The organism is Streptomyces sp. bgisy130 (genome assembly GCF_057708345.1).
In genome coordinates this window covers 165,100-187,517 of sequence record NZ_JBYISA010000015.1, presented here as the reverse complement: position 1 = coordinate 187,517, position 22,418 = coordinate 165,100, and the positions used below count along the sequence as shown (strand labels likewise).

Below are 22,418 nucleotides of genomic sequence, written 5' to 3'. Positions count from 1 at the left end.
GGCCTTGGCAGTAGCGGGGCGCCTGATAACAGTTACGACAGGTCAGCCACCGATCGGCTTTGAGCCTTCGAGGTCGTACCAGGTGCCGCCGCGGCCGTCATCGTCGATGTCGACGTAGATGCGACCGTCACCGGTGTAGTGGGTTCGCCCCAGGGCGTACGGGCTGGCGCAGTCGGCGTTCGTGTCCCCGGCGTTGACCGCCTTCGTGAAATTACAGCGCCTGCTTGTGATGACGAAGTGATCCCTCTCAAGCCGGGTCTCGACGATGAAGGCGTCGACCTTGCGCCAGCCGCCACCGTCCATGACGCGGCCGTAGCCCCGCCCCCGGTACTTCCAGGCGACCGCGAGATCGGTCTGTTGCGCCGTGGCCAGCTGCCTCAGCTGTCGTCAGCGTCGTCCATGCGGTTGAGCTTCAGATGGGCGTCGATGTCACCGGCGTCGGCCGCGCTGTGATCAGTGGCAAGTGTCGCAGGACAGACCTCGCTTGGCTCTCATGACGACCGATTTCGCCGCCAGGGGCGCAAACCGGTAGTGCGGATGATCTTCCGTTGAGTACTGTGAACCCTCGGATACCGGGCAACCGTCCGCGCGCTGCGCTCGAGACTCCGCGCTTGGCCGCGTGGCGCCTGCCACGCACGAAACGTCCCTGCGGCGCGGGCGGTGCGCAGGACGACGGCCCGTTCCTCGGCCGCGAGGTGGCCTGTGGCGCCGGGAAGAGCGCGGTGTGTGCGGGCGGGAGCCTCGGTGGCAAGAAAGTGAGTAAGAACAAGATGCAACCGACCTTCGTACTGGTTCATGGAGCCTTCGCGAACTCCTTCTCCTTCGCACCGCTCCAGGCCGAACTCGGCCTCCTCGGACACCGTTCGGTCGCCGTCGACCTGCCCGGCCACGGATTCGGGGCAACCTACGCGCGTGCCTACCAGGCGCCGCAGAATCTCGAAGAGCTCGCCACCACGCCCGGCTCGATCAAGGGCGTCACGCTCGCCGACAACGCCGCGCACCTGATCGGAGTCCTGGAGCGGGCCAAGGAGAACGGGCCGGTGATCCTCGTCTCCCACAGCCGCGGCGGCGTCACGGCCACCGCCGCGGCCAACGCACGGCCGGACCTGATCGACCGCATCGTCTATGTCTCGGCCTGGTGCCCGGTCGAGCTCGACGTCAACGACTACTACGCCGAGCCGGAGATGGCCACGGTCGACGCCGCTTCCCTGGCGATAGCGCTGGCCGGGAACCCGGCCGAACTCGGCCTGCTGCGCATCAACTTCCGCACCGCGGACCCGGCCGCCCTCGCGGCGTTCAAGGCGGCCTTCCTCGCCGACGGCACCGACGAGGAGTTCCTGACCTTCCTGAACACCTTCCAGCCCGACGAGAACCTGGACGTCGGCACCTCCGCCGACCGCGCGCAGGCCGCGACCTGGGGCCGCATTCCGAAGACCTTCGTGCGGCTGGCCGACGACACGAGCCTGCCGCTCGCCCTACAGGACCGGCTGATCCGCGAGGGCAACGCGCTGACGCCGGACAACCCGTACGACGTCCACACTCTGGCGGGAAGCCACCTGAAGTGGCTGGTCGACCCGGCACCGGCGGCCCGTGTCCTGGGCGAACTCGCCGAACCCTGGTGCGTCGCGGACGAGCGCCGGCGGTGACCCACGGGCGCGGCGGGTGGTAGCACCCGCCGCGCCTGCCTCAAGTGGCACCGGCGCGACCGGGTGCCCCGGGGCCGACCTGCGAGGACGCACTGCGCGGCGGGCGACGGCGCGGCACGGTGGTGGCCGGGCGGCGTTTGTCGCCAGGGGCGTGGTGCGGTTTGCGAGGCGGGTGTGGCGCGGGGCACTCTTGCGGCATGTCATACGTAAGGCTTGAGGCCTGGATCGGTGGAGAGTGGCTGGAGGTCGATGCGGTGAGTGTCACCGTGATGGACTCCGCGCTGACCCTCTCCTTTGAGCATCAGCGGACCGAGTCCGGGTATCGGAGCCTGATCTGGGAGCCCCTGGAGAAATTCCTCCGGGAGTACCGCGACGAGCCGCTCGTCGTCGTACCGCTGGGCCGCAACCTGCCGGTGATGTTCGGTCCCGGCGCGGCGGGGCCGTTCCGGCTGGCGGAGATGCGGGACGCCTGACCTGGCCTTATGACCCGCGACGGCCACGGTGATGCCGAGGCCGAGCGGCGAAGCCCGTCAGCCGGCAGTCGTGGCCGGTACGCGGCGACGGCGGCCGAGCGCGCCGAGAGCGATGTCCACAATCAGGAACGCGACCAGCGAAATGCCGAGCAAGGGCACCAGCCGGCCCACCACCCCTACGGCCAACACCAGCGGAATGAGCACGGGCAAGGGTACCTGCCGCCACCCGCCGCGCGGAACGGGACGCCCGAAGGACAGTGCGCGGTCGCGGGTGGGACGGCGCTGCCACCACATCCGGTAGCCCCAGAGAATCAGGAAGATCAGGGCGAGGGCGAGCGCGGCCAGCGCGATCTGGTTGGCGAGGCCGAAAAGGGTGCCGGTGTGCAGGTCGATGCCGTAGCGGGTGAGCTTGGCCAGGACGGGGTGGTCGGCGAAGCGTGAGACATCGGTGACCTTGCCCGTCGCCGGGTCCACGGCGATCGCGTCCTGCTTCTCGGGCCAGCTGCGCTGCACCTGCTTGACGACGTAGGCGGTGCCCTTCTCTGTCGGCAGGCCGATCTCGACGGGGTTCGTGAGGCCCTGGGTGCGGGCCGTTCGGAGCACCTTGTCGATGCCGACGTCCGCAGGCGCGGATCCGCTCGAGCGGTTTCCCTTCGCGTCACCCCTCCCCGGCATGTCGGGCATCCCGGGCATGCCTGCGGAGCCGCCATGTCCGGCGTGGTGCTCGGTCACGGCCGTCGAGACGGTCGGGGTCGCCTGTCCCAGGGACTCCCGGAGTTCGCCGATGTTCGCCCCGGCGTACGCGGACCAGGTCAGACCGGTCGCCGAGAGGAAGACCAGGCCGGCCGCGGCCCACAGGCCGACCGCACCGTGCCAGGAAAGGGTCCGGCGGCGGCCGGTGGCGGTGCGGTCCGGCAGGGCGAGCGCCCGCAGCCGGCGGTTCCGGCGCTTCCGGCCGATCCACAGCGCCACTCCACCCCCGGCGACCACCCACAGCCAGCTGGCGGCCAGTTCGCTGTAGAGCCGGCCGGTCTCGCCCAGGTGCAGGTCGCGGTGGAGGGCGTCGAGCCAGGTGCGCAGGGGCAGCGCGCCCGTGGAACCGTACGTCTCCAGAGCCCCTCGGACGTTCCCGGTGTAGGGGTCGACGAAGACGGCGAGCTGGTGGTCGGCGGAGACGCCCGGTACGTCGGAGAGCAGGACCCGGGTGGTGTCGCCCGGGCGCGGGGCCGGGCGTACGGCGGCGAGCTTGCCCTCGGGATGTGTCTTGCGGGCGTCGGCGACCTGCTGTGACAGTGGCCGCTCGGCCTTACCTACCGGCACGCTCAGTTCCTGCGCGTAAATGACCTTCTCCGCCTGGAAGGCACCGGCGTACAGCAGCCCGGTGACCGCGGCGACGAGCAGGAAGGGCGCGATCAGCACCCCGGCGTAGAAGTGCAGACGCAACACCAGCGGACGGAGCGCGGCCCACCCGGTACGCCGTACCGCACGCTCCTCCCCGGAGCCGGTGGTGTCCGGGGTGTCCGGGGAGTCCGGTGCTTCGCTCGGTGCGAGACGTTGTTCAGTGGGCACGCGGGGCTCCCGGCTCGTAGCGGAGGTGGCCCGGCCCGCTGCCGGTACCGCTCAGGGAGGCGGATGAACCGCGGCACGAGTTCCCGCGCATGATGTGAGCTGCCCCATACGGCAGGCTGCCGGGCCCGCACCCACCCTCCCCGCACCAAATGGCACGATGGCGGCCATGACAAACGGGCCGACCTTACCTGCTGACGTGCTGATGTCGCGCGTGCCGTGTGGGCTGCTGCGCCGGGTCCTCCCCTCCCGCACACACCGCCCGAGGCCCCCGGACCAGGCCCGTGGCAGACGGAGTCTTCCGCCCGTCCCGCCCCGTGCCGCCGGTCCGAACAGCACCGCCCACCCCCCACCGTTGGAGGCAGCCCGATGATGACGCACCCCGCAGACGCACACGCTTCCCGGCGGAGCCGCATGCGGAGGCCCACCGCAATCGCCGCGGCGACGGCCATGACAGCGGCGGCCCTGCTCGCCGGCTGCTCGTCCGAGGAGCCGGCAAAGCCCGAGCGCCCGGACCCGGTAACCCCCTCCGCGAAGCCGAGCAGCCCCGCCCCCACGCCGAAGACCGCCGGGTTCTCGCCATATGTGGACACCTCACTCAAGCCCTCCTTCGATCTGGTCAAGGGAGCCGAGGAGACCGGGGTGAAGGAGTACAGCCTGGCGTTCGTCTCGCCGGGCGGCGGCTGTGTGCCCAAGTGGGGCGGCAGGCAGACACTCGGCGCCAACCCGGTGGCGCGGCAGGCGGACGCACTGCGCGCCCAGGGCGGCGATGTACGGATCTCCTTCGGCGGACAGAGCGGCAATGAACTGGCCAGGGTCTGCGGCTCGGTGGACAAGCTGGTGGACGCGTACCGCAAGGTCATCGACGCCTACCACCTGACCAAGGTCGACTTCGATATCGAGGGCCCCGCGCTCACGGACACCAAGGCCAACGACCTCCGCGCACAGGCCATCGCCCGACTTCAGCAGCACGCAGAACTGGACGTCTCCGTCACCCTCCCGGTGCTTCCCTCCGGCCTGAACCGGCACGCCGTCGCGGTGCTGAAGAGCGCCAAGAAGAACGGTGCCCGGATCTCCACCGTGAACATCATGGCCATGGACTACGGCACCTACTACGACGGTGACATGGGCAAATACGCCATCGCGGCCGCCACCGCCACCCAGAAGCAGATCAAGGGGGCGCTGGGCATCCGGGACGAGGCCACGGCGTGGAAGAGCGTCGCGGTCACCCCGATGATCGGCGTGAACGACGTCAAGGTCGAGGTCTTCCGGCCCGATGACGCGGCGGAGCTCAAGAAGTTCGCCGAGGAGAAGGGGCTCGGCCGGCTGTCGATGTGGTCGGTCACCCGCGACAAGCCCTGCCCGGGAGGCGCCAACCTCAAGGCGGTGGCGACCTGTTCGAGCCTGGGGAAGAAGACGAACGAGTTCCTGCGCGCCTTTACGGGCTGAGCCGGGAGAGCTGACGGCGAGGCCGGGCACCGCCGCACCGGGGTGCCCGGCCGGGGGCGGTTCACCGGTGACCGGGTTCCGCTCGCCCGTTCGGGTGAGCTCGGTCCCGCTGTGTTGCCTGCACCTCACCGGGATGGGTTACTGAATCCGTCCGATTCCGGTGGGCCGCCCATCCTTTCCGGGGGAGTGGAAGGCGCCCTGCCTGTTTCGGAGCACCGGTGTGATGACGGTGCCGTTCGAGCGCTCCCCCGTTGGGGATGTGCAGGACCGGCCATGTCGGCGCGCGTACGCGGGCGTCTCATGGTGCGGCGAGCCCGCAAGTTGGCCCTGGAGCCGTCATGCCTGCTGCCCGCGCTGTGTGCCCCGTCCGCGCCATCGCTCTCCGAACGGTGGCCCCGCCGGGCCGGTACGCTCCCTTCCCCCAACTGCCCTGTGGAGAATGCCCCGTTGACCCGGCCACCCGGGGCGCGGCATCGGCGGTGACACCGTCATGCTGACTCCGGAACGCCCCTGCGGGCTCGCCCTCGTCACCGACCGCGGCGGGAACTGCCTCGCCGTCATCGACCCGCTGTCCCACCGGGTCGTCCCCACCCTCGGCACGCCGGTCCCACTCCTGGGACGGGGCGATGCCGGCGGCCCGGTCGTCCGCACCGTGGTCGACGGCACGGATCTGGCGGTGCCCAGGGACAGCGCCGCCCTGCTGGGTGCGCTCACCGGGCTGCGCAACAGATCGGTCCACGGGGCGAGTTGGGGGAGACTCGATGCCGCGGCCGGTCCGGGCCTGTTGGCGGCGCGCAATCGGTTCTCCGGTGTCTTCCCCGACCAGGGCTCCTCCAGCGGCGGCACCCTGGTGACCATCATCGGGCGCAACTTCACCCACGCCACGGCCGTGACCTTCGGTTCGCGCCGGGCGGCGAGTTTCACCGTGCTCGACGACTCGACCATCGTCGCGGTGACTCCCGCGGGGCAAGGGGTGGTCCCGATCACGGTCACCACGCCTGGCGGATCGGCCCGGGTCGGCTACTTCTACTACATCACCTGGCCCAGCCTGGCGGCCATCGTCCCCTCCACGGGACCGATCGGCGGGGGCAACACCGTCGTTCTCACCGGCGCCAACCTGAGCACCGCGCTCCTCGTCCACTTCGGCGACGCCGTCGCCTTCCCCACGGCGCTCTCCGACCGGCAGGTCAGTGTCACCGTTCCGCCTGCCGCGGGCCCCGGCACCGTCCCCGTGTATGTCACCACCCTCGGCGGGGTGAGCAACCGGCTGCTCTACACCTATGCGGCGGTGGCTCATGTCACCGGCGTCAGCCCGGACACCGGGCCGATCGCGGGCGGCACCACCGTCGTACTGACCGGCAGCGGCCTCGCCCGCGTCAGCGCGGTCACCATCGGCGGCGTCCCCGTACGGTCCTTCCGCGCGTACTCCGACAACGTGCTCGTCGTGGTGACACCCGCGGGCGTCCCCGGCCCCGCCGACATCGTCGTCACCACCCCCGGGGGCAGTGTGACGTTCCCCGACGCCTTCGACTACAAGGCGCCGGCGGCGATGACCGTCACCTCCACGCCGGATCCCTCCCTCGTGGGCCAGCCGGTGACCTTCACCGCCGAAGTGGAGGGCGTCCCGTCCACGACGGGTACCCCGTCCGGCACCGTCACCTTCGACTTCGGTGACGGAACCGCGCAGGTGACGGCGTCCCTGACGGACGGCACGGCCACCGTGGAGCACGCCTACACCGGCCCATCGGCCACCCCCTACGCCGTCACCGCCAACTACAGCGGCGATCTCTACTTCATGCCTGCCACCGGGACGGACACCCAGGCCGTCGAGGAGGCACCGACCACCACCACGGTGACGGCTGGGCCCGAACCGTCCCTGGTGGGCCAGCCGGTCACCTTTGTCGCACGGGTCGCTCCCACCCCGCCGGGAGCCGGCGCGCCGACGGGCACGGTGACCTTCGACTTCGGCGACAGCACCGCACCCGTCACCGTGCCGATGGACGGTGGCTCCGCGACCGCGATCCACGCCTATGCGGACGCCGCCGGACTGCCCTACGCGGTCACCGCCACCTACAGCGGCGACGACAACTTCACGCCCTCCACGGGGACGGACAGCCAGACCGTGCAGCAGGCGGCCACCCACACCGCGGTGGACCTGGCACCCAACCCCTCCGTGGCCGGGCAGCCGGTGGCCGTGACCGCCACGGTCATCGTCGTCCCGCCCGGAGTTGCCGTCCCGACCGGCACGGTCACCTTCGACTTCGGCGACGGCACCCCGACCGTCGACGTCCCGCTCACCGGCGGCACCGCCGCCACCAGCCATGGCTTCGCCGGTACGGCGGGCAGTCCCTACACGGTCACCGCCACCTACCAAGGCGACGGGAACCTCGAACCCTCCACGGGGACCGGCACCCAGGCGGTGGGAGCGAGCGGGTCGTCGACGGCGGTGGTCTCGGCGCCGGATCCGTCGACGGTGGGGGAGTTGGTGACCTTCAGTGCGACGGTCAGCGCGCTCGCGCCCGGCGCCGGGACCCCGACCGGGACGGTCACCTTCGACTTCGGCGACGGCAGCGCCCCCGTCAGCACGCCGCTCACGGCCGGCACCGCCACCACCGGCCACGTCTACACCGCTGCGGCGGACAACCCCTATACGGTCACCGCCACTTACGACGGGGACGCGGATTTCACGACCTCGCTCGGCACCGACACCCAGAGCGTTCAGCCGGCCGCTACCGCGCTCGCCGTGGTCTCGGCGCCGGATCCGTCGACGGTGGGGGAGCTGGTGACGTTCAGTGCCACGGTCACCGCGCTAGCGCCAGGCGCCGGTACCCCGACCGGGACGGTCACCTTCGACTTCGGTGACGGCACACCGCTGGACACCGAGTTCCTCACCGCGGGCACCGCCGAGATCACCCACGCCTACGCCGACGCGGCCGAACTGCCGTACACGGTCACTGCCACCTACAACGGTGACCCGGACTTCACCACCTCACTCGGTACCGACACCCAGACCGTTCAGCCGGCCGACACCACCACCGCCGTGGCCTCCGTACCCGACCCGTCCACGGTGGGGCAGTTGACGACCTTCGTCGCGCAGATCTCCCCCGAGGCCCCGGCGGCCGGCGCGCCCACGGGAACCGTGACATTCGAGTTCGGCGACGGCAGCCCGCCCGTCACGGCACCCGTCGAGGGCGGTACGGCGACGGTCACCCACGCCAATCCGGAGGTGGCGGAGAGCCCGTACACGGTCGCCGCGACCTACAGCGGTGACGACAACTTCAACCCCTCCTCGGGGGCGGACAGCCAGTCGGTCGCCCAAGCGGTGTCCACGACTACGGTGACGACCTCGCCGGAACCGTCGGTCACCGGCCAGCCGGTCACCTTCACCGCGACCGTCACGGCCGCCCCGCCGGCCGCGGGCACCCCGACCGGGACGGTCACCTTCGACTTCGGTGACGGCACCGCACCCGTCACCACACCCCTCACGGCCGGCACCGCCACCCTCACCCACGCCTACGCCACCGCGCCCCTCAACCCGTTCCCGGTCACCGTCACCTACAGCGGGGACACCAACTTCACCGACTCCGTCGGCATCGCTACGCACACCGTGGAGCAGGCCGCGACCACCACCACGGTCACCGCCGAACCCGACCCGTCCGTGACGGGGGAGTCGGTGACCGTCACCGTGACCCCCACCGCACCCGCCTCGGGCATCCCGACCGGGCCGGTCACCTTCGACTTCGGCGACGGGACCCCGGTCCTCACCGCCCAGTTGGTGAACGGCACGGTGACCGTCACCCACCCCTACACCAGCGTGTCCGGCAGCCCCTACACGATCACCGCGGTCTACCTCGGTGATGCCAACTACGCCGCGTCCGAGGACACCATCGTCCATGCCGTCGACCCGGCCGAGACCAGCACCACGGTGACCTCCTCGCGGGTTCCCTCGGCGGCCGGCGAGAGTGTCACGCTGATCGCGCGGGTGGTCCCGGTGCCGCCGGGCGCCGGCACCCCGACCGGGACGGTCACCTTCGACTTCGGGGACGGCAGCACGCCCACCAGCGCACCGGTCTCCCACGGCGTGGCCATGGTCTCGCACACCTACACCAGCACCGCCGGCAGCCCCTACACGGTCACCGCGACCTACAGCGGGGACGCCGACTTCGCCGCCTCCACCGGGACGGTCGCGCAGGGCGTGGAGACCAGTGTGTCGGGCACCTCGACGACGGTGAGCTCCGCTCCGGACCCGTCCATCGTCGGCCAGTTGGTGACCGTCACCGCGACGGTCGCGCCCGTGCCGCCCGCCGCGGGCACCCCGACCGGCACGGTGACCTTCGACTTCGGCGACGGCGCCGCGACCGTGACGGTCCCGCTCACCGGCGATACGGCGACGGCCACCCACACCTATACCGCGGCCGCCGTCTCCAGCACGATCTCCGCGGTCTACAGCGGGGACGGGAACTTCGCGGGCTCGGCCGGATTCGACACCCAGACGGTCGTACGGGCAGCCACGTCGACGGTGCTGGAGTCCGCCCCGGACCCGTCCGTGACCGGCCAGGACGTCACCTTCACCGCGACCGTCACCTCGACGGACGCGGGAGCCGGCACCCCGACCGGGACGGTCACCTTCGACTTCGGCGACGGCACCCCGACCGTCCGGGCGCCCCTCACCGACGGCACGGCGACCGCCGTACACGCCTACCCCCACACCTCGGGCAGCCCGTATCAGGCCACCGCCACCTACAACGACGATGCGGACTTCGCACCGTCCACGGACACCGACACCCAGACCGTGAACCCGGGGACGGTGTCCGTCGCCGTCCTCTCGTCGGAGGACCCTTCCGCGGTCGGCCAGCCGGTGACCCTCACCGCGAACCTCACGGCGGACGCCCCGGCGGTGGGCACGCCGACCGGGACGGTCACCTTCGACTTCGGCGACGGCACCCCGACCGTCACCGCCACCGCAGTGGGCGGCACGGTGACGGTCACTCATGCGTACACCACCACGGCCGGCAGCCCGTACACGGTCTCCGCCACCTACAGCGGCGACGCGGACTTCAGCCCGGCCACGGGCACCGGTTCCCAGTCCCTGTACGCGGCCGCGACCACCATGGCGGTGACCTCCGGTCCGCAACCCGCGGTCGTGGGGCAGCCGGTGACCCTCACCGCGACGGTCGCCCCGGTCCCGCCGGGTGCCGGCACTCCGACCGGCACGGTCACCGTCGACTTCGGCGATGACACCCCGCCCGCCACGCTCTCCCTGGTCGGCGGAGCCGTCACGCTCATGCACACCTACACCAGCAGCCTCCACAGCCCGTACACGATCACCGCCACCTACAACAGCAGCGATGACTTCACCGGCTCGGTGGCCACGGCCACCCAGACCGTCCTGCCGGACGCCACGACCACCACGGTGACCTCCGCACCGGACCCGTCCGTCGTCGGCCAGCCGGTCACCTTCACGGCGATCGTCGCCCCGGTGGAGCCGGGCGCGGGTGCGCCGAGCGGAACAGTGATCTTCGACTTCGGGGACGGCACGGACTCGTCCGCGCAACCCGTCGTCGCCGGGGTGGCCACGGCCGTACACGCCTACCCCAGCCCGTCCGGCAGCCCGTACACCGTCACCGCCACCTATGGCGGGGGCACCGACTTCACCGCCTCCAGCGGCACGACCGCACAGTCCGTCGGCCAGGCCGCGTCCACGACGGTGGTCAACTCGCTGCCCGATCCGGCGGTGACCGGCCAGCCGGTGACCGTCACCGCGACCCTCTCGGCCGCCGCGCCCGGGGACGGGACACCGACCGGCACGGTCACCTTCGACTTCGGTGACGGCACGTCACCCAGCACGGTGCCGGTCACCTCCGGGGGCGCCACGACGACACACACCTGGGCCGGTACCTCCGGCAGCCCGTACACCATCACGGCCGACTACGGCGGGGACACCGACTTCACCCCGTCCACCGGTACCGGCACGCAGACGATCGCCCCGGCCGAGACCACCACGGCCGTCAGCGCACTGCCGGCGCCCTCGGTGACGGGCCGGCCGGTGGACCTCACCGCGACGGTCTCCGCCGTCGCACCGGGAGCCGGCACCCCCACCGGAAACGTCACCTTCGACTTCGGTGACGGCACCGCGCCCCTCACCGCACCCCTGACGGACGGCACCGCCACCCTCACCCATGCCTGGGACGGGACGTCCGGCAGCCCGTACACCGTCACGGCCGTCTACAGCGGGGACGCCGACTTCAGCCCCTCCACCGGTACCGGCACACAGACCGTCGGCCCGGCTATGACCACCACCACCGTCAGCGGACTGCCGGAACCCTCGGTCACGGGCCAGCCGGTGACGTTCCTCGCGAGGGTGCTGTCCGACAGCATGGGGGACGCCGCGCCGACGGGGACGGTGACCTTCGACTTCGGCGACGGCAGCGCGCCCGTCACCGTCGCCGCAGCGGGTGGCGTGGCGAGCGCCGTGCACACGTACCCGAGCGCCACGGGCAGCCCGTACACGGTCCACGCCACCTACAGCGGCGACGACGACCGGTTCACCGCGTCCGTGGGGACCGAAACACACACCGTGCAGCCGTCGTTGTCGGCGACCGTGGTCAGCTCGTCGCCGGATCCCGCGGTGACGGGCCAGCCGGTGGACCTCACCGCGACCGTCTCCGCGGCCGCGCCGGGGGCCGGCACCCCCACCGGCACGGTCACCTTCGACTTCGGTGACGGCACCCCGTCCGTCACCGCACCCGTGACGGACGGCACCGCCACCGTCACACACGCCTGGGCGAGCACCTCCGGCAGCCCGTACGCGCTCACCGCCGGCTACAACGGGGACGCCGACTTCAGCCCCTCCACGGGCACCGGCATGCAGACCGTCGACCCCGCCGCGACCACCACGGCCGTGACCTCCTCGCCCGATCCCTCCGTGACGGGCCAGGCGGTGGACCTCACCGCGACGGTCTCCGCGGCCGCGCCCGGGGCCGGCACCCCCACCGGCACCGTCACCTTCGACTTCGGTGACGGCAGCCCCTCCGTCACCGCCACGCTCACCGCCGGCGTGGCCACCGTGACGCACACCTGGACCGACACCTCTCCCGGCCCGTACACCGTCACGGCCAACTACAGCGGGGACATCGACTTCGACCCCTCCACCGGCACCGACAGCCAGACCGTCGGCCAGGCATCCGCCGCCCTGTCCCTGTTCTCCACCCCGGACCCGTCCGTGGCCGGACAGGAGGTCACCTTCACCGCGCTGATCTCCGCGGTTCCCCCGGGCGCGGGCACCCCCACCGGGACCGTCACCTTCGACTTCGGCGACGGCACCCCGCCCGTCACCGCACCGGTCATCTCCGATGTGGCGACCGTGACGCACGCCTACACGGATTCGACCGGCAGCCCCTACACAGTCACCGCCACCTACCAGGGTGACGACGACTTCGCCCCCGCCACCGTCACCGAGGTCCACACGGTGGCGATCAGCGCCGCGACCACGGTGACGACCGTGAGCTCCTCCCCGGACCCCTCGGTGACGGGCCGGCCGGTGACCTTCACCGCGACCGTGGCCCCGACCCCGCCCGGCGCCGGGGTGCCGACCGGAACGGTCACCTTCACCTTCGGCGACGGAACGGCGGCCGTCACGGCCTCGCTCTCCGGCGGGGTCGCCGGCGTCACCCACGCCTACACCACCGCGACGGGCAGCCCGTACACCGTGACCGCGCGCTACAGCGGGGACGCCAACTTCAGCTCCTCCTCGGGCACGGACAGTCAGACGGTGGATCCGGCGTCGACGCTGACCACCGTGGTCAGCGCGCCGGACCCGTCCGTGGTCGGCCAGCCGGTGACCCTCACCGCGACCGTCACACCGGTCGCACCGGGAGCCGGGGTGCCGACCGGCGCGGTCACCTTCGACTTCGGGGACGGCACTCCGCCCACACAGACCTCGCTCTCCGACGGCGTCGCCCGGGTCACCCACGCCTACACGGCCGCGGGCGGCCCCTACACGGTGACCGCGCTCTACGAGGGGAACCACAGCTTCTCCTCGTCGAGCGGAGGTGACACCCAGACGGTGGGCAGGTCCGCGACGACGACGTCGGTGGTGTCCTCGCCCGATCCCACGGTGGTGGGTCAGTTGACCACCGTGACGGCTTCGGTGGCGTCGGTTGCGCCGGGGGCGGGTGCGCCGTCGGGTACGGTCACGTTCAGTTTCGGTGACGGCAGTCCGACGTTGACCGCGCCCGTCAGTGAGGGCCTGGCGGTGGTGACGCACGCTTATGGCAGTACTGCGGGCAGTCCGTTCGCGATCACTGCGATGTATGACGGGGATGCGAACTTTGCCTCGTCGAGCGGGAGTGATACCCAGACCGTCGGTAAGGCGGCCACCACCACGGCCGTGGCGTCTTCGCCCGATCCCACGGTGGTGGGTCAGTTGACCACGGTGACGGCTTCGGTGGCGTCGGTTGCGCCGGGGGCGGGTGCGCCGTCGGGTACGGTCACGTTCAACTTCGGTGACGGCAGTCCGACGTTGACGGCGCCGGTCAGCAATGGTCTGGCGGTGGTGACGCACGCTTATGGCAGTACTGCGGGCAGTCCGTTCGCGATTACCGCGATGTATGACGGGGATGCGAACTTTGCCTCGTCGAGCGGGAGTGATACCCAGACCGTCGGCAAGGCGGCCACCACCACGGCGGTGTTCTCCTCGCCCGATCCCACGGTCGTCGGCCAGCCCACCACCCTCACGGCCACCGTCGCCTCCGTGGTGCCCGGGGCCGCCGTCCCCACCGGTACGGTCACCTTCAGCTTCGGCGACGGCACCCCCTCCACCACCACCTCGCTCTCCGACGGCATCGCGACCGTCGCCCACGCCTACACCACCACGACCGGCAGCCCCTTCTCCGTCACGGCGACCTACAACGGGGATGCCGGTTTCACGTCATCGAGCGGCAGTGATGTGCAGACGGTGGGCCGGGCGGCGACGACGACGGCGGTGGTTTCTTCGCCGGATCCGTCGGTGGCGGGGCAGGCGGTGACGTTGACGGCGACGGTGTCGGCGGTGGCGCCGGGGGCGGGTACGCCGACGGGTACGGTCACCTTCAGTTTCGGCGATGGCACCAGCGCGGGCACCGCCACCCTCTCGGGCGGCACCGCGACCCTCACCCACACCTACGCCACCAGGTCCGGCAGCCCCTTCGCCGTCACGGCCACCTACAACGGGGACGCCAACTTCGCGGCCTCCTCCGGCAATGACACCCAGACGCTCACCAAGAACGCGAGCACCACCACGGTGACCTCCACTCCCGACCCCTCGGTGTCCGGCGGGACGGTGACCGTCCGGGCGACGGTCTCTTCCGCGGCCGGTACGCCGACCGGCACGGTCACCTTCAGTTTCGGTGACGGCACCAGCACCGCCACGGCGACTCTCTCCGGCGGCGTCGCCACCGTCACCCACCCCTACACGACCACCACCGGCAGCCCGTTCACGATCACGGCCACCTACGGCGGGGACGCCAGCTTCAACGGCTCCACCGGCACCGACACCCAGACCGTCACCCGCGCCTCGACCTCCACCACGGTGGTCTCCACGCCCAACCCCTCCACGACGGGAGACCGGGTCACGGTCACCGCGACCGTGGTTCCCGTGGCCCCCGCAACGGGCACGCCCACCGGAACCGTCACCCTCGCCATCACGGGACGCAGCCCCCTGACCGTGCCTCTCGTCGGGGGCACGGCCAGTGCGAGCTTCAATCCGCTCCAGAAGGGGACCCACTTGGTCACCGGCAACTACAACGGTGACGTCAGCTTTGCGCCGTCGTCCGGAACCACTGTCCAGACGGTGAACTGACGGAGCGGTGCCCCGGCTCCCGTGCGCGGAGCCGGGGCACCACCGTGTTCCGGCCGCCTCGGGAAGTGCCGGGCGGCCTTCGTGGCTCTCCCGGTGCCGCGATCCGCCGCAGTGGCGCCTCGGTCCGGTTGGCGCGTCCGTTACTTACCCGCGTCCGGGGAGTCGTGAAGAATCCGGACGCGACGACGGGCGCCGGCCCGGGGGGAGTTGCGACCGGATCACGCGTCACCCTTGGCAGCGTCAGTGCAATGTGAAATATTACTGACGTGCCCACGAGAAGAAGCTCGGATGTCATCGTCGTCGGCGCGGGCGTGGTCGGCGCGGCCTGTGCCTACTACGCGGCCCGCGCCGGCCTCTCCGTCACCGTGCTCGACCGCGGCCCCGTCGCGGGCGGCACCACGGGCGCCGGTGAGGGCAACCTCCTGGTCTCCGACAAGGAGCCCGGACCCGAACTCGATCTCGCGCTGCTGTCCACCGGGTTGTGGCAGGAGCTGGCGGAACTGCTCCCGCCGCAGATCGAGTACGAGCCCAAGGGCGGCCTCGTGGTCGCCGCCGACGAGACCGGGATGCGGGCCCTGCGCGACTTCGCGGCCGGACAGCGAACGGCCGGGGTGCGGGCGGACGAGATTCCCGCGGACCGGTTGCGGGAGCTGGAACCGCATCTGACTCCCGGCCTGGCAGGGGGCTTTCACTACCCGCAGGACGCCCAGGTGATGCCGGCGCTGGCCGCCGCCCATCTGCTGCGCGCCGGCGGCGACCGGGTGCGCCTGCGGCTCGGTGCGGACGTCACCGGCCTGCTGACCACGGCGGACGGAGCGGTGCGGGGGGTGCGCACGGCGGCCGGCGAGGTGTCTGCCCCGTACGTGGTCAATGCGGCGGGCACCTGGGGCGGCGAGTTCGCCCGGCGCGCGGGCGTCGCACTCCCGGTGCTGCCGCGCCGCGGCTTTGTGCTCGTCACGGAACCGCTGCCGAGGGTGGTGCGGCGCAAGGTGTACGCGGCCGACTATGTGGCCGACGTCGCCAGCGGCTCGGCGGCACTCCAGACCTCGGCGGTGGTCGAGGGGACCGCGGCCGGTCCCGTCCTGATCGGCGCCAGCCGGGAACGGGTCGGCTTCGACCGGACAATGTCGACCGAGGTCCTGCGCCGTCTGGCGGCCCAGGCCACCGCACTCTTCCCGGTGCTCGCCGGGGTCCGCGCGATGCGGACGTATGTGGGGTTCCGCCCGTACCTGCCCGACCATCTGCCCGCCATCGGCCCCGATCCGCGGGTGCCCGGTCTGCTGCACGCCTGCGGTCACGAAGGCGCGGGTATCGGGCTCGCCCCCGCCACCGGGCTGCTCATCGCGCGGTCCCTGAGCGGGGCCGAACTGCCCCTGGATCCGGGCCCGTTCGCCCCCGATCGCTTCGAAGCCGCCGTCTGACCGTCCGCTACGAAAGGAGGCCCGCAGTGGCCCGTACCCCCGCCGAACTGGCAGGGGCGAACCCCGGCGCATCGTTCGAGATCACGATGGACGGCCGTCCGGTCCCCGCCCTGCCCGGCCAGTCCGTCGCCGCGGCCCTGTGGTCCGCCGGCATCCTCGCCTGGCGCACCACCCGCACCACCGGTCGCCCGCGAGGTGCCTTCTGCGGCATCGGGCAGTGCTACGACTGCCTGGCCACCATCAACGGGGAGCCCAACCGCCGGGCCTGTCTGGTGCCCGCACACCCCGGCGACGTGATCACCACCCAGGAGGGACACGGCCATGCCCGCATCGGCGTCTGACCCGTACGACCTCGCGGTGATCGGCGCGGGCCCGGCCGGTCTCGCCGGCGCCGTCACGGCAGCCGAACTCGGCCTGTCCGTCGCCCTGTTGGACGCCGCACCGCAGACCGGCGGGCAGTTCTACCGGCATCCGGCGCCGGCCGCCGGCGCGGCCCGGCCCGAGGCGCTGCACCATGACTGGGCCGCCTTCGCCGCGCTGCGCCGGCGCCTGGAGCGCAGCGGCATCCGTCACCTGTCCGGGCATCATGTCTGGGCCGTCACGAAGGAGGACGGCGACCTGTGGGCGGTACACGCCGCCACCGGGCCCGACGGCGCCGGGGAGCAAACGGTGCGGGTGCGGGCCCGTACGGTCCTGCTCGCGACCGGCGCCTATGAACGCCAACTCCCCTTTCCCGGCTGGACCGTGCCGGGAGTCGTGGGCGCCGGGGGAGCACAGGCCATGCTCAAGTCCGGTCTGGTGCTGCCCGGCAAGCGGATCGTCGTGGCGGGCAGCGGACCCCTGCTGCTCGCGGTCGCCTCGTCGCTGGCCGCCGCCGGCGCGCAGGTCCCCGCCGTGATCGAGGCGTCCGGCTATCTGGGGTATGCACGGCACCCCGGTGCGCTGGCCGCCAATCCGCACAAGCTCATCGAGGCGGCGGTCCACGGGGCCGCCCTGCTGCGACACCGGGTCCGGCTGCGCACCCGCAGTGCGGTCACCGAGGTGCACGGCACCGACCGGGTGGCGGCCGTCACCGTCACCCGGCTCGACCGCGACTGGCGGCCCGTACGGGGGACGGGCCGGCGGATCGCGTGCGACGCGCTCGCGGTGGGACACGGCCTGGTCCCGCAGATCGAACTGGCCACCGCACTCGGCTGCGCCACCCGCCGCACCGCGGACGGCACCTCGGCCCTGGCCCTGGACGCCCTTCAGGAGACCTCCGTACGCGGGCTGTGGGCGGCGGGGGAGACCGGGGGAGTGGGCGGCGCCCCGCTCGCCCGCGCGGAAGGGGAGCTGGCCGGGCTCGCGGCAGCCGCCCGACTCCACGGTCGGCCCGTCGGCGAAGGGCGCGTACGGGCGCTGCGGCGTCGGCGGGACCGGATGCGGGCCTTCGCCGAGGCGATGGCCGCCGGTCATGCACCGGCCGCGGGCTGGACGGGCTGGCTGACCGACGACACGGAGGTCTGCCGCTGCGAGGAAGTGACCGCCGGAACGATCCGCGAGGCCGTCACCGACCTCGGTGCCCGTGACGCCCGCACCGTCAAACTCCTGACCCGGGCCGGTATGGGCTGGTGCCAGGGGCGGATGTGCGGAACGGCGGCGGCGTGCCTGGCGGCAGGCGACGGTGCGGCGGAACCACCCACCGAGCACCGCCCGTTCGCGGTGCCCGTCCCGCTCTCGGCACTCGCCTCGTCCGACGACGCCACCGCACGCCGGCCGGACACCGCCCCGGCCGTCGACGACTGACCCGCCGGTCGCCCTTGTGGCGGCCACGAACCACTCAATAAAATGTCACACGCTACAGAAGGGTTCATCGACATGACCACCCTCACCTGGAACAGCACCCGCCCCTGGCGCGGAATCATGGTCGCCACGGCGCTGCCGCTGCGCGACGACCTGTCCGTCGACCACGACGCCTACGCCGAGCACGTCCGCTGGCTGATCGAGCAGGGCTGCGACGGCGTCGTACCGAACGGCTCGCTCGGCGAGTACCAGACCCTCACCGACGAGGAGCGGGCCCGCGTGGTGCGCACCGCGGTCGAAGCGGCGGGCGACGGCGCGCGGGTGATGCCCGGCGTCGCCGCCTATGGCAGTGCCGAGTCCCGGCGCTGGGCGGAGCAGGCGGCCGAGGCGGGCTGCGGCTCGGTGCTCCTGCTGCCCCCGAACGCCTACCGCGCCGACGAACCGGCCGTCCGTGCCCACTACGCCGAGGCCGCCAAGGCAGGGGTGCCGGTCGTCGCGTACAACAACCCCCTCGACACCAAGGTGGATCTGACGCCCGGGCTGCTGGCCCGGCTGCACCAGGACGGCAGCATCGTCGCGGTCAAGGAATTCTCCGGCGATGTGCGGCGCGCCTACGAGATCGCCGAACTGGCCCCGGACCTGGACCTGTTGATCGGCGCGGACGATGTCCTGCTCGAACTCGCGGTGGCCGGTGCGGTCGGCTGGGTCGCCGGCTACCCCAACGCCTTCCCCGCCACCTGCGCCGCGCTCTACCACGCCGCCGTCGCCGGTGACCTGGACACCGCCCTGCCGCTCTACAAGTCCCTGCACCCGCTGCTGCGCTGGGACTCGAAGACGGAGTTCGTCCAGTGCATCAAGCTGTCCATGGATCTCGTCGGCCGCCACGGCGGCCCCGCCCGTCCGCCGCGCTCCCCGCTCACGGGGGAGATCGAGGCCGAAGTCCGGGCCGCCACCGAGAAGGCCGTCGCCGCCGGACACCACTGACCGCATCCGTGCCGCTTCGAAAGGACCCATGGTGCGTACGCGTCATGTCTTCCACGCCGTCGATTCGCACACCGAGGGCATGCCCACCCGCGTGATCACCGGTGGCGTCGGGGTGCTCCCCGGCGCCACCATGGCCGAGCGCAGACTCCACTTCATCGAGCACCTCGACCATCTCAGGACGCTCCTGATGTACGAGCCGCGCGGGCACTCCGCCATGAGCGGCGCCATCCTCCAGCCGCCCACCCGACCCGACGCCGACTACGGCGTCCTCTACATCGAGGTCTCCGGCCTGCTGCCGATGTGCGGGCACGGCACCATCGGGGTCGCCACCGTCCTCGTCGAGTCGGGCATGGTGCCGGTGACCGAGCCGGTCACCCCGGTGCGGCTGGACACCCCGGCCGGTCTGGTCGCCGTCGACGTCCACGTGGCGGACGGGGTGGCGAAGTCGGTCACCCTCACCAATGTGCCCGCCTTCTGCGCCGGCCTGGACCGGACCGTGGAGGTCCCGGGCTACGGGAGGGTCACCTACGACCTCGCCTTCGGCGGCAACTTCTACGCCTTCGTCGAACTCGACGCGCTGGGGCTGCCGTTCGACCGTGCCCGCAAGGACGATCTGCTGGCCGCCGGGCTGGCCGTCATGGCGGCGATCAACGCCTCGCCGGACCGGCCGGTGCACCCCGAGCAACCGGGGATCGCCGGGGTCAAGCATGTCTATCTGGCCGCTCCCGGCTCGGACGCCCAGCACGCGCGGCATGCGATGGCGATCCACCCGGGCTGGTTCGACCGCTCGCCCTGCGGCACCGGCACCTCGGCGCGGATGGCGCAGCTGCACGCCCGCGGCGAACTGCCCCTGGACCGTGACTTCGTCAACGAGTCCTTCATCGGCACCCGCTTCACCGGCCGGCTGGTCGCCGAGACCGAGGTCGGCGGGCGGCCCGCCGTGGTGCCGACCGTCACCGGCCGCGCCTGGATCACCGGCACCGCCCAGTACTTCCTCGACCCGGACGACCCCTTCCCCGGAGGCTTCCTCCTGTGACCACCGCCGTCTCTTCCGTCACCTCCCGCAATCCGGCCGATCCGTCCGATGTGCTGGTATCGGTTCCGGCCCCCGGAGCCTTCGCCGCGGCGGATGCGGTCGAGCGGGCCCGCGCGGCCCAGCCCGGCTGGCTGGCCGACGGTGCCGCCGCCCGCTCGGCCGCCCTGGGCGCGGTCGCCACCGCCCTGGAGGCCGCCGCGGACGAACTGGCCGCGCTCGCCGTACGCGAAGTGGGCAAACCGCTCACCGAGGCGCGCGCCGAGATCACCAGAAGCGTCGCGATCTGGCGTTACTACGCCCAGGCCCCCTACGAACCCCTCGGCGGCGTGCACGAAACCGCCGTCGGCCCGGGGCTGCTGCTGACCCGCCGCCGTCCGTACGGCGTCGCCGGACTCCTCACCCCCTGGAACTTCCCGTTCGCCATTCCGAGCTGGAAGGCGGCCCCGGCACTCGCCGCGGGCAACACGGTGGTCCTCAAGCCCGCCCCCGAGGCGACGGCCTGCGCCCGGCGCCTCGCCGCCCTCGTCGGACAGGCCCTGCCGGCCGGGGTGTGCACCGTGCTGCCCGGCGGGGCGACCGAGGGCAACGCACTCGTCTCCGTCGCCGATATCGTCTCCTTCACCGGCTCGACGACCGTCGGCCGCACGGTCGTGCAGGCCGCCACGGCCCGGGGCATCCCGGTCCAGGCCGAGATGGGCGGTCTGAACGCGGCCCTGGTCCTGCCGGACGCGGACATCGAGCAGGCCGCGCGCCATATCGCCGCCGCGATCGCCGGATACGCGGGCCAGAAGTGCACCGCCACCCGTCGCGTGATCGCGGTCGGACCGGCCCTCGGCCCCCTGCGGGAAGCGCTCACGGAAGCCCTGCGTGCGGTGCCGGTCGGTGACCCGGCCGACCCCGCCACCGTGTGCGGGCCCCTCATCAACGAGGAGGCCCGCGACCGGGTCACCCGCGCCCGGGACGGCCTCTCGGTCCTCGCGGGCGGAACCGCACCCGGCCACCCCGGCTGGTACGCGGCCCCGACGCTGGTCGAGCAGGTACCCCCGGGGCACCAGCTGCTGCGTGAGGAGGTCTTCGGGCCGGTCGCGGCGCTGCTGCCCGCCGACGATCTGGCCCACGCGGTCCGGATCACCAACTCCGTCCCGTACGGCCTGGTCACCTCGGTCCACTCGGCCGGTCTGGACCCGGTCCTGCACGGGCTCGACCAGCTCGACACCGGAATGATCAGAGTCAATACCCCGTCCACCGGAGTCGACTTCCATCTGCCGTTCGGCGGCGCCAAGGAATCCGGCCACGGACCGCGGGAACAGGGCCGCGCCGCCCTGGACTTCTACACCTCCAGCCGTACGTACACCCTCTCCACCGTGGGAACAATGTGAAATTGTATGCTGGTGATCCGCTCCGCCAGGAAGGGATCAACGCCGCCATGGGGCACCTGAAGCACCGCGATCTCAACGCCACCCGGGAGCGGCTGCGCGACCAGGTCGCCCACGCCCTGCGAGCCGCCCTGATCTCCGGTGAACTGCGGCCGGGGGAGGTCTACTCCGCGCCGGTCCTGGCCGAGGACTTCGGGATCTCGGCCACGCCGGTGCGCGAGGCGATGCTCGACCTGGCGCGCGAGGGCCTGGTGGAGCCCGTCCGCAACAAGGGCTTCCGGGTCACCGAAGTCAATGAGCGTGACCTCGACCAGTACACCGAGATCCGCGCGCTCATCGAGATCCCCATGATCGGCCGGATCACCCGCTCCGCCGCCCGCGCGGACTTGGCGGCGCTGCGGCCGGTCGCCGAGGAGATCGTGCGCGCGGCACGCGACCACGACCTCATCGGCTACCTGGAGGCCGACCGGCAGTTCCACCTCGAACTGCTCGCCCTCAGCGGCAATGACCGCCTCGTCGAGACCGTCGGAGACCTGCGCAAGCGCTCACGGCTCTACGGACTCACCGCCCTGGACGAGCGAGGCGAGCTGATCCCGTCGGCCGAGGAACACCTCGAACTCCTCGACCTGATGCTGGCGGGCGAGGCGAAGCGCGCCGAGAAGTGCATGGCCAAGCACCTCGGCCATGTCCGCTCGCTCTGGGCCAGGAGCGGGACCGCGGCGAAATCCGGCTCGTAGCGGGCCGGGTGGCTGTGGGCCCTGCCCCACGGCGGACAGCGACGCCGTCCGCCCTCCCAACCGTTTCATGCAATGTCACACTTCATACTGCCCCCGGGCCGTGGAAGGGA

13 protein-coding genes are annotated in these 22,418 nt (G+C 72.1%); 11 read left to right on the top strand and 2 right to left on the bottom strand.

Going from position 1 to position 22,418, the window contains the following annotated elements:
- Positions 1-42: 42 nt before the first annotated feature.
- Positions 43-303, bottom strand: coding sequence for a hypothetical protein (locus AC3EUV_RS21320; RefSeq protein ID WP_435603599.1), 261 nt, complete (start codon positions 301-303; stop codon positions 43-45).
- A 467-nt stretch (positions 304-770) separates the two neighbouring features.
- Here AC3EUV_RS21320 and AC3EUV_RS21315 point away from each other — a divergent pair, with 467 nt between their 5' ends.
- Complete coding sequence (locus AC3EUV_RS21315) at positions 771-1,646, top strand: alpha/beta hydrolase (RefSeq protein WP_432142310.1); 876 nt, start codon at positions 771-773, stop codon at positions 1,644-1,646.
- A gap of 197 nt (positions 1,647-1,843) precedes the next feature.
- Entirely contained in the window at positions 1,844-2,119 is a 276-nt protein-coding gene (locus tag AC3EUV_RS21310; RefSeq protein WP_042158621.1) for a hypothetical protein, read from the top strand.
- Between the two features lie 57 nt (positions 2,120-2,176).
- Here AC3EUV_RS21310 and AC3EUV_RS21305 read toward each other — a convergent pair whose 3' ends face one another.
- A complete protein-coding gene (locus tag AC3EUV_RS21305) occupies positions 2,177-3,688 on the bottom strand; it encodes a PepSY-associated TM helix domain-containing protein (protein WP_435603598.1) in 1,512 nt (503 codons plus the stop codon).
- Between the two features lie 411 nt (positions 3,689-4,099).
- On the opposite strand from AC3EUV_RS21305, the gene AC3EUV_RS21300 reads away from it, so the two are divergent.
- From AC3EUV_RS21300 to AC3EUV_RS21260, 9 genes are all read left to right on the top strand, one after another.
- A complete protein-coding gene (locus AC3EUV_RS21300) occupies positions 4,100-5,134 on the top strand; it encodes a chitinase (protein WP_432142308.1) in 1,035 nt (344 codons plus the stop codon).
- A 490-nt stretch (positions 5,135-5,624) separates the two neighbouring features.
- Positions 5,625-14,972 (top strand): Ig-like domain repeat protein, encoded by a 9,348-nt coding sequence (locus AC3EUV_RS21295; RefSeq protein ID WP_435603597.1) that lies wholly within the window; start codon positions 5,625-5,627, stop codon positions 14,970-14,972.
- A 266-nt stretch (positions 14,973-15,238) separates the two neighbouring features.
- Positions 15,239-16,393 carry an NAD(P)/FAD-dependent oxidoreductase gene (locus AC3EUV_RS21290; protein WP_432142306.1) on the top strand — a complete coding sequence of 385 codons (1,155 nt, stop codon included), beginning with the start codon at positions 15,239-15,241 and terminating at the stop codon, positions 16,391-16,393.
- A 26-nt stretch (positions 16,394-16,419) separates the two neighbouring features.
- A complete protein-coding gene (locus AC3EUV_RS21285; protein WP_387234847.1) occupies positions 16,420-16,734 on the top strand; it encodes a (2Fe-2S)-binding protein in 315 nt (104 codons plus the stop codon).
- Positions 16,715-18,178, top strand: coding sequence for an FAD-dependent oxidoreductase (locus AC3EUV_RS21280; RefSeq protein ID WP_435603596.1), 1,464 nt, complete (start codon positions 16,715-16,717; stop codon positions 18,176-18,178). The genes AC3EUV_RS21285 and AC3EUV_RS21280 overlap by 20 nt, the downstream gene beginning before the upstream one ends.
- 72 nt (positions 18,179-18,250) lie before the next feature.
- A complete protein-coding gene (locus AC3EUV_RS21275) occupies positions 18,251-19,159 on the top strand; it encodes a dihydrodipicolinate synthase family protein (protein WP_432142303.1) in 909 nt (302 codons plus the stop codon).
- A 31-nt stretch (positions 19,160-19,190) separates the two neighbouring features.
- A complete protein-coding gene (locus AC3EUV_RS21270) occupies positions 19,191-20,195 on the top strand; it encodes a proline racemase family protein (protein WP_435603606.1) in 1,005 nt (334 codons plus the stop codon).
- Entirely contained in the window at positions 20,192-21,574 is a 1,383-nt protein-coding gene (locus AC3EUV_RS21265; RefSeq protein WP_435603595.1) for an aldehyde dehydrogenase family protein, read from the top strand. The genes AC3EUV_RS21270 and AC3EUV_RS21265 overlap by 4 nt, the downstream gene beginning before the upstream one ends.
- A gap of 47 nt (positions 21,575-21,621) precedes the next feature.
- Positions 21,622-22,308: a GntR family transcriptional regulator gene (locus AC3EUV_RS21260; RefSeq protein WP_435603594.1), complete on the top strand. Its 687-nt coding sequence runs from the start codon at positions 21,622-21,624 to the stop codon at positions 22,306-22,308.
- Positions 22,309-22,418 lie beyond the last annotated feature (110 nt).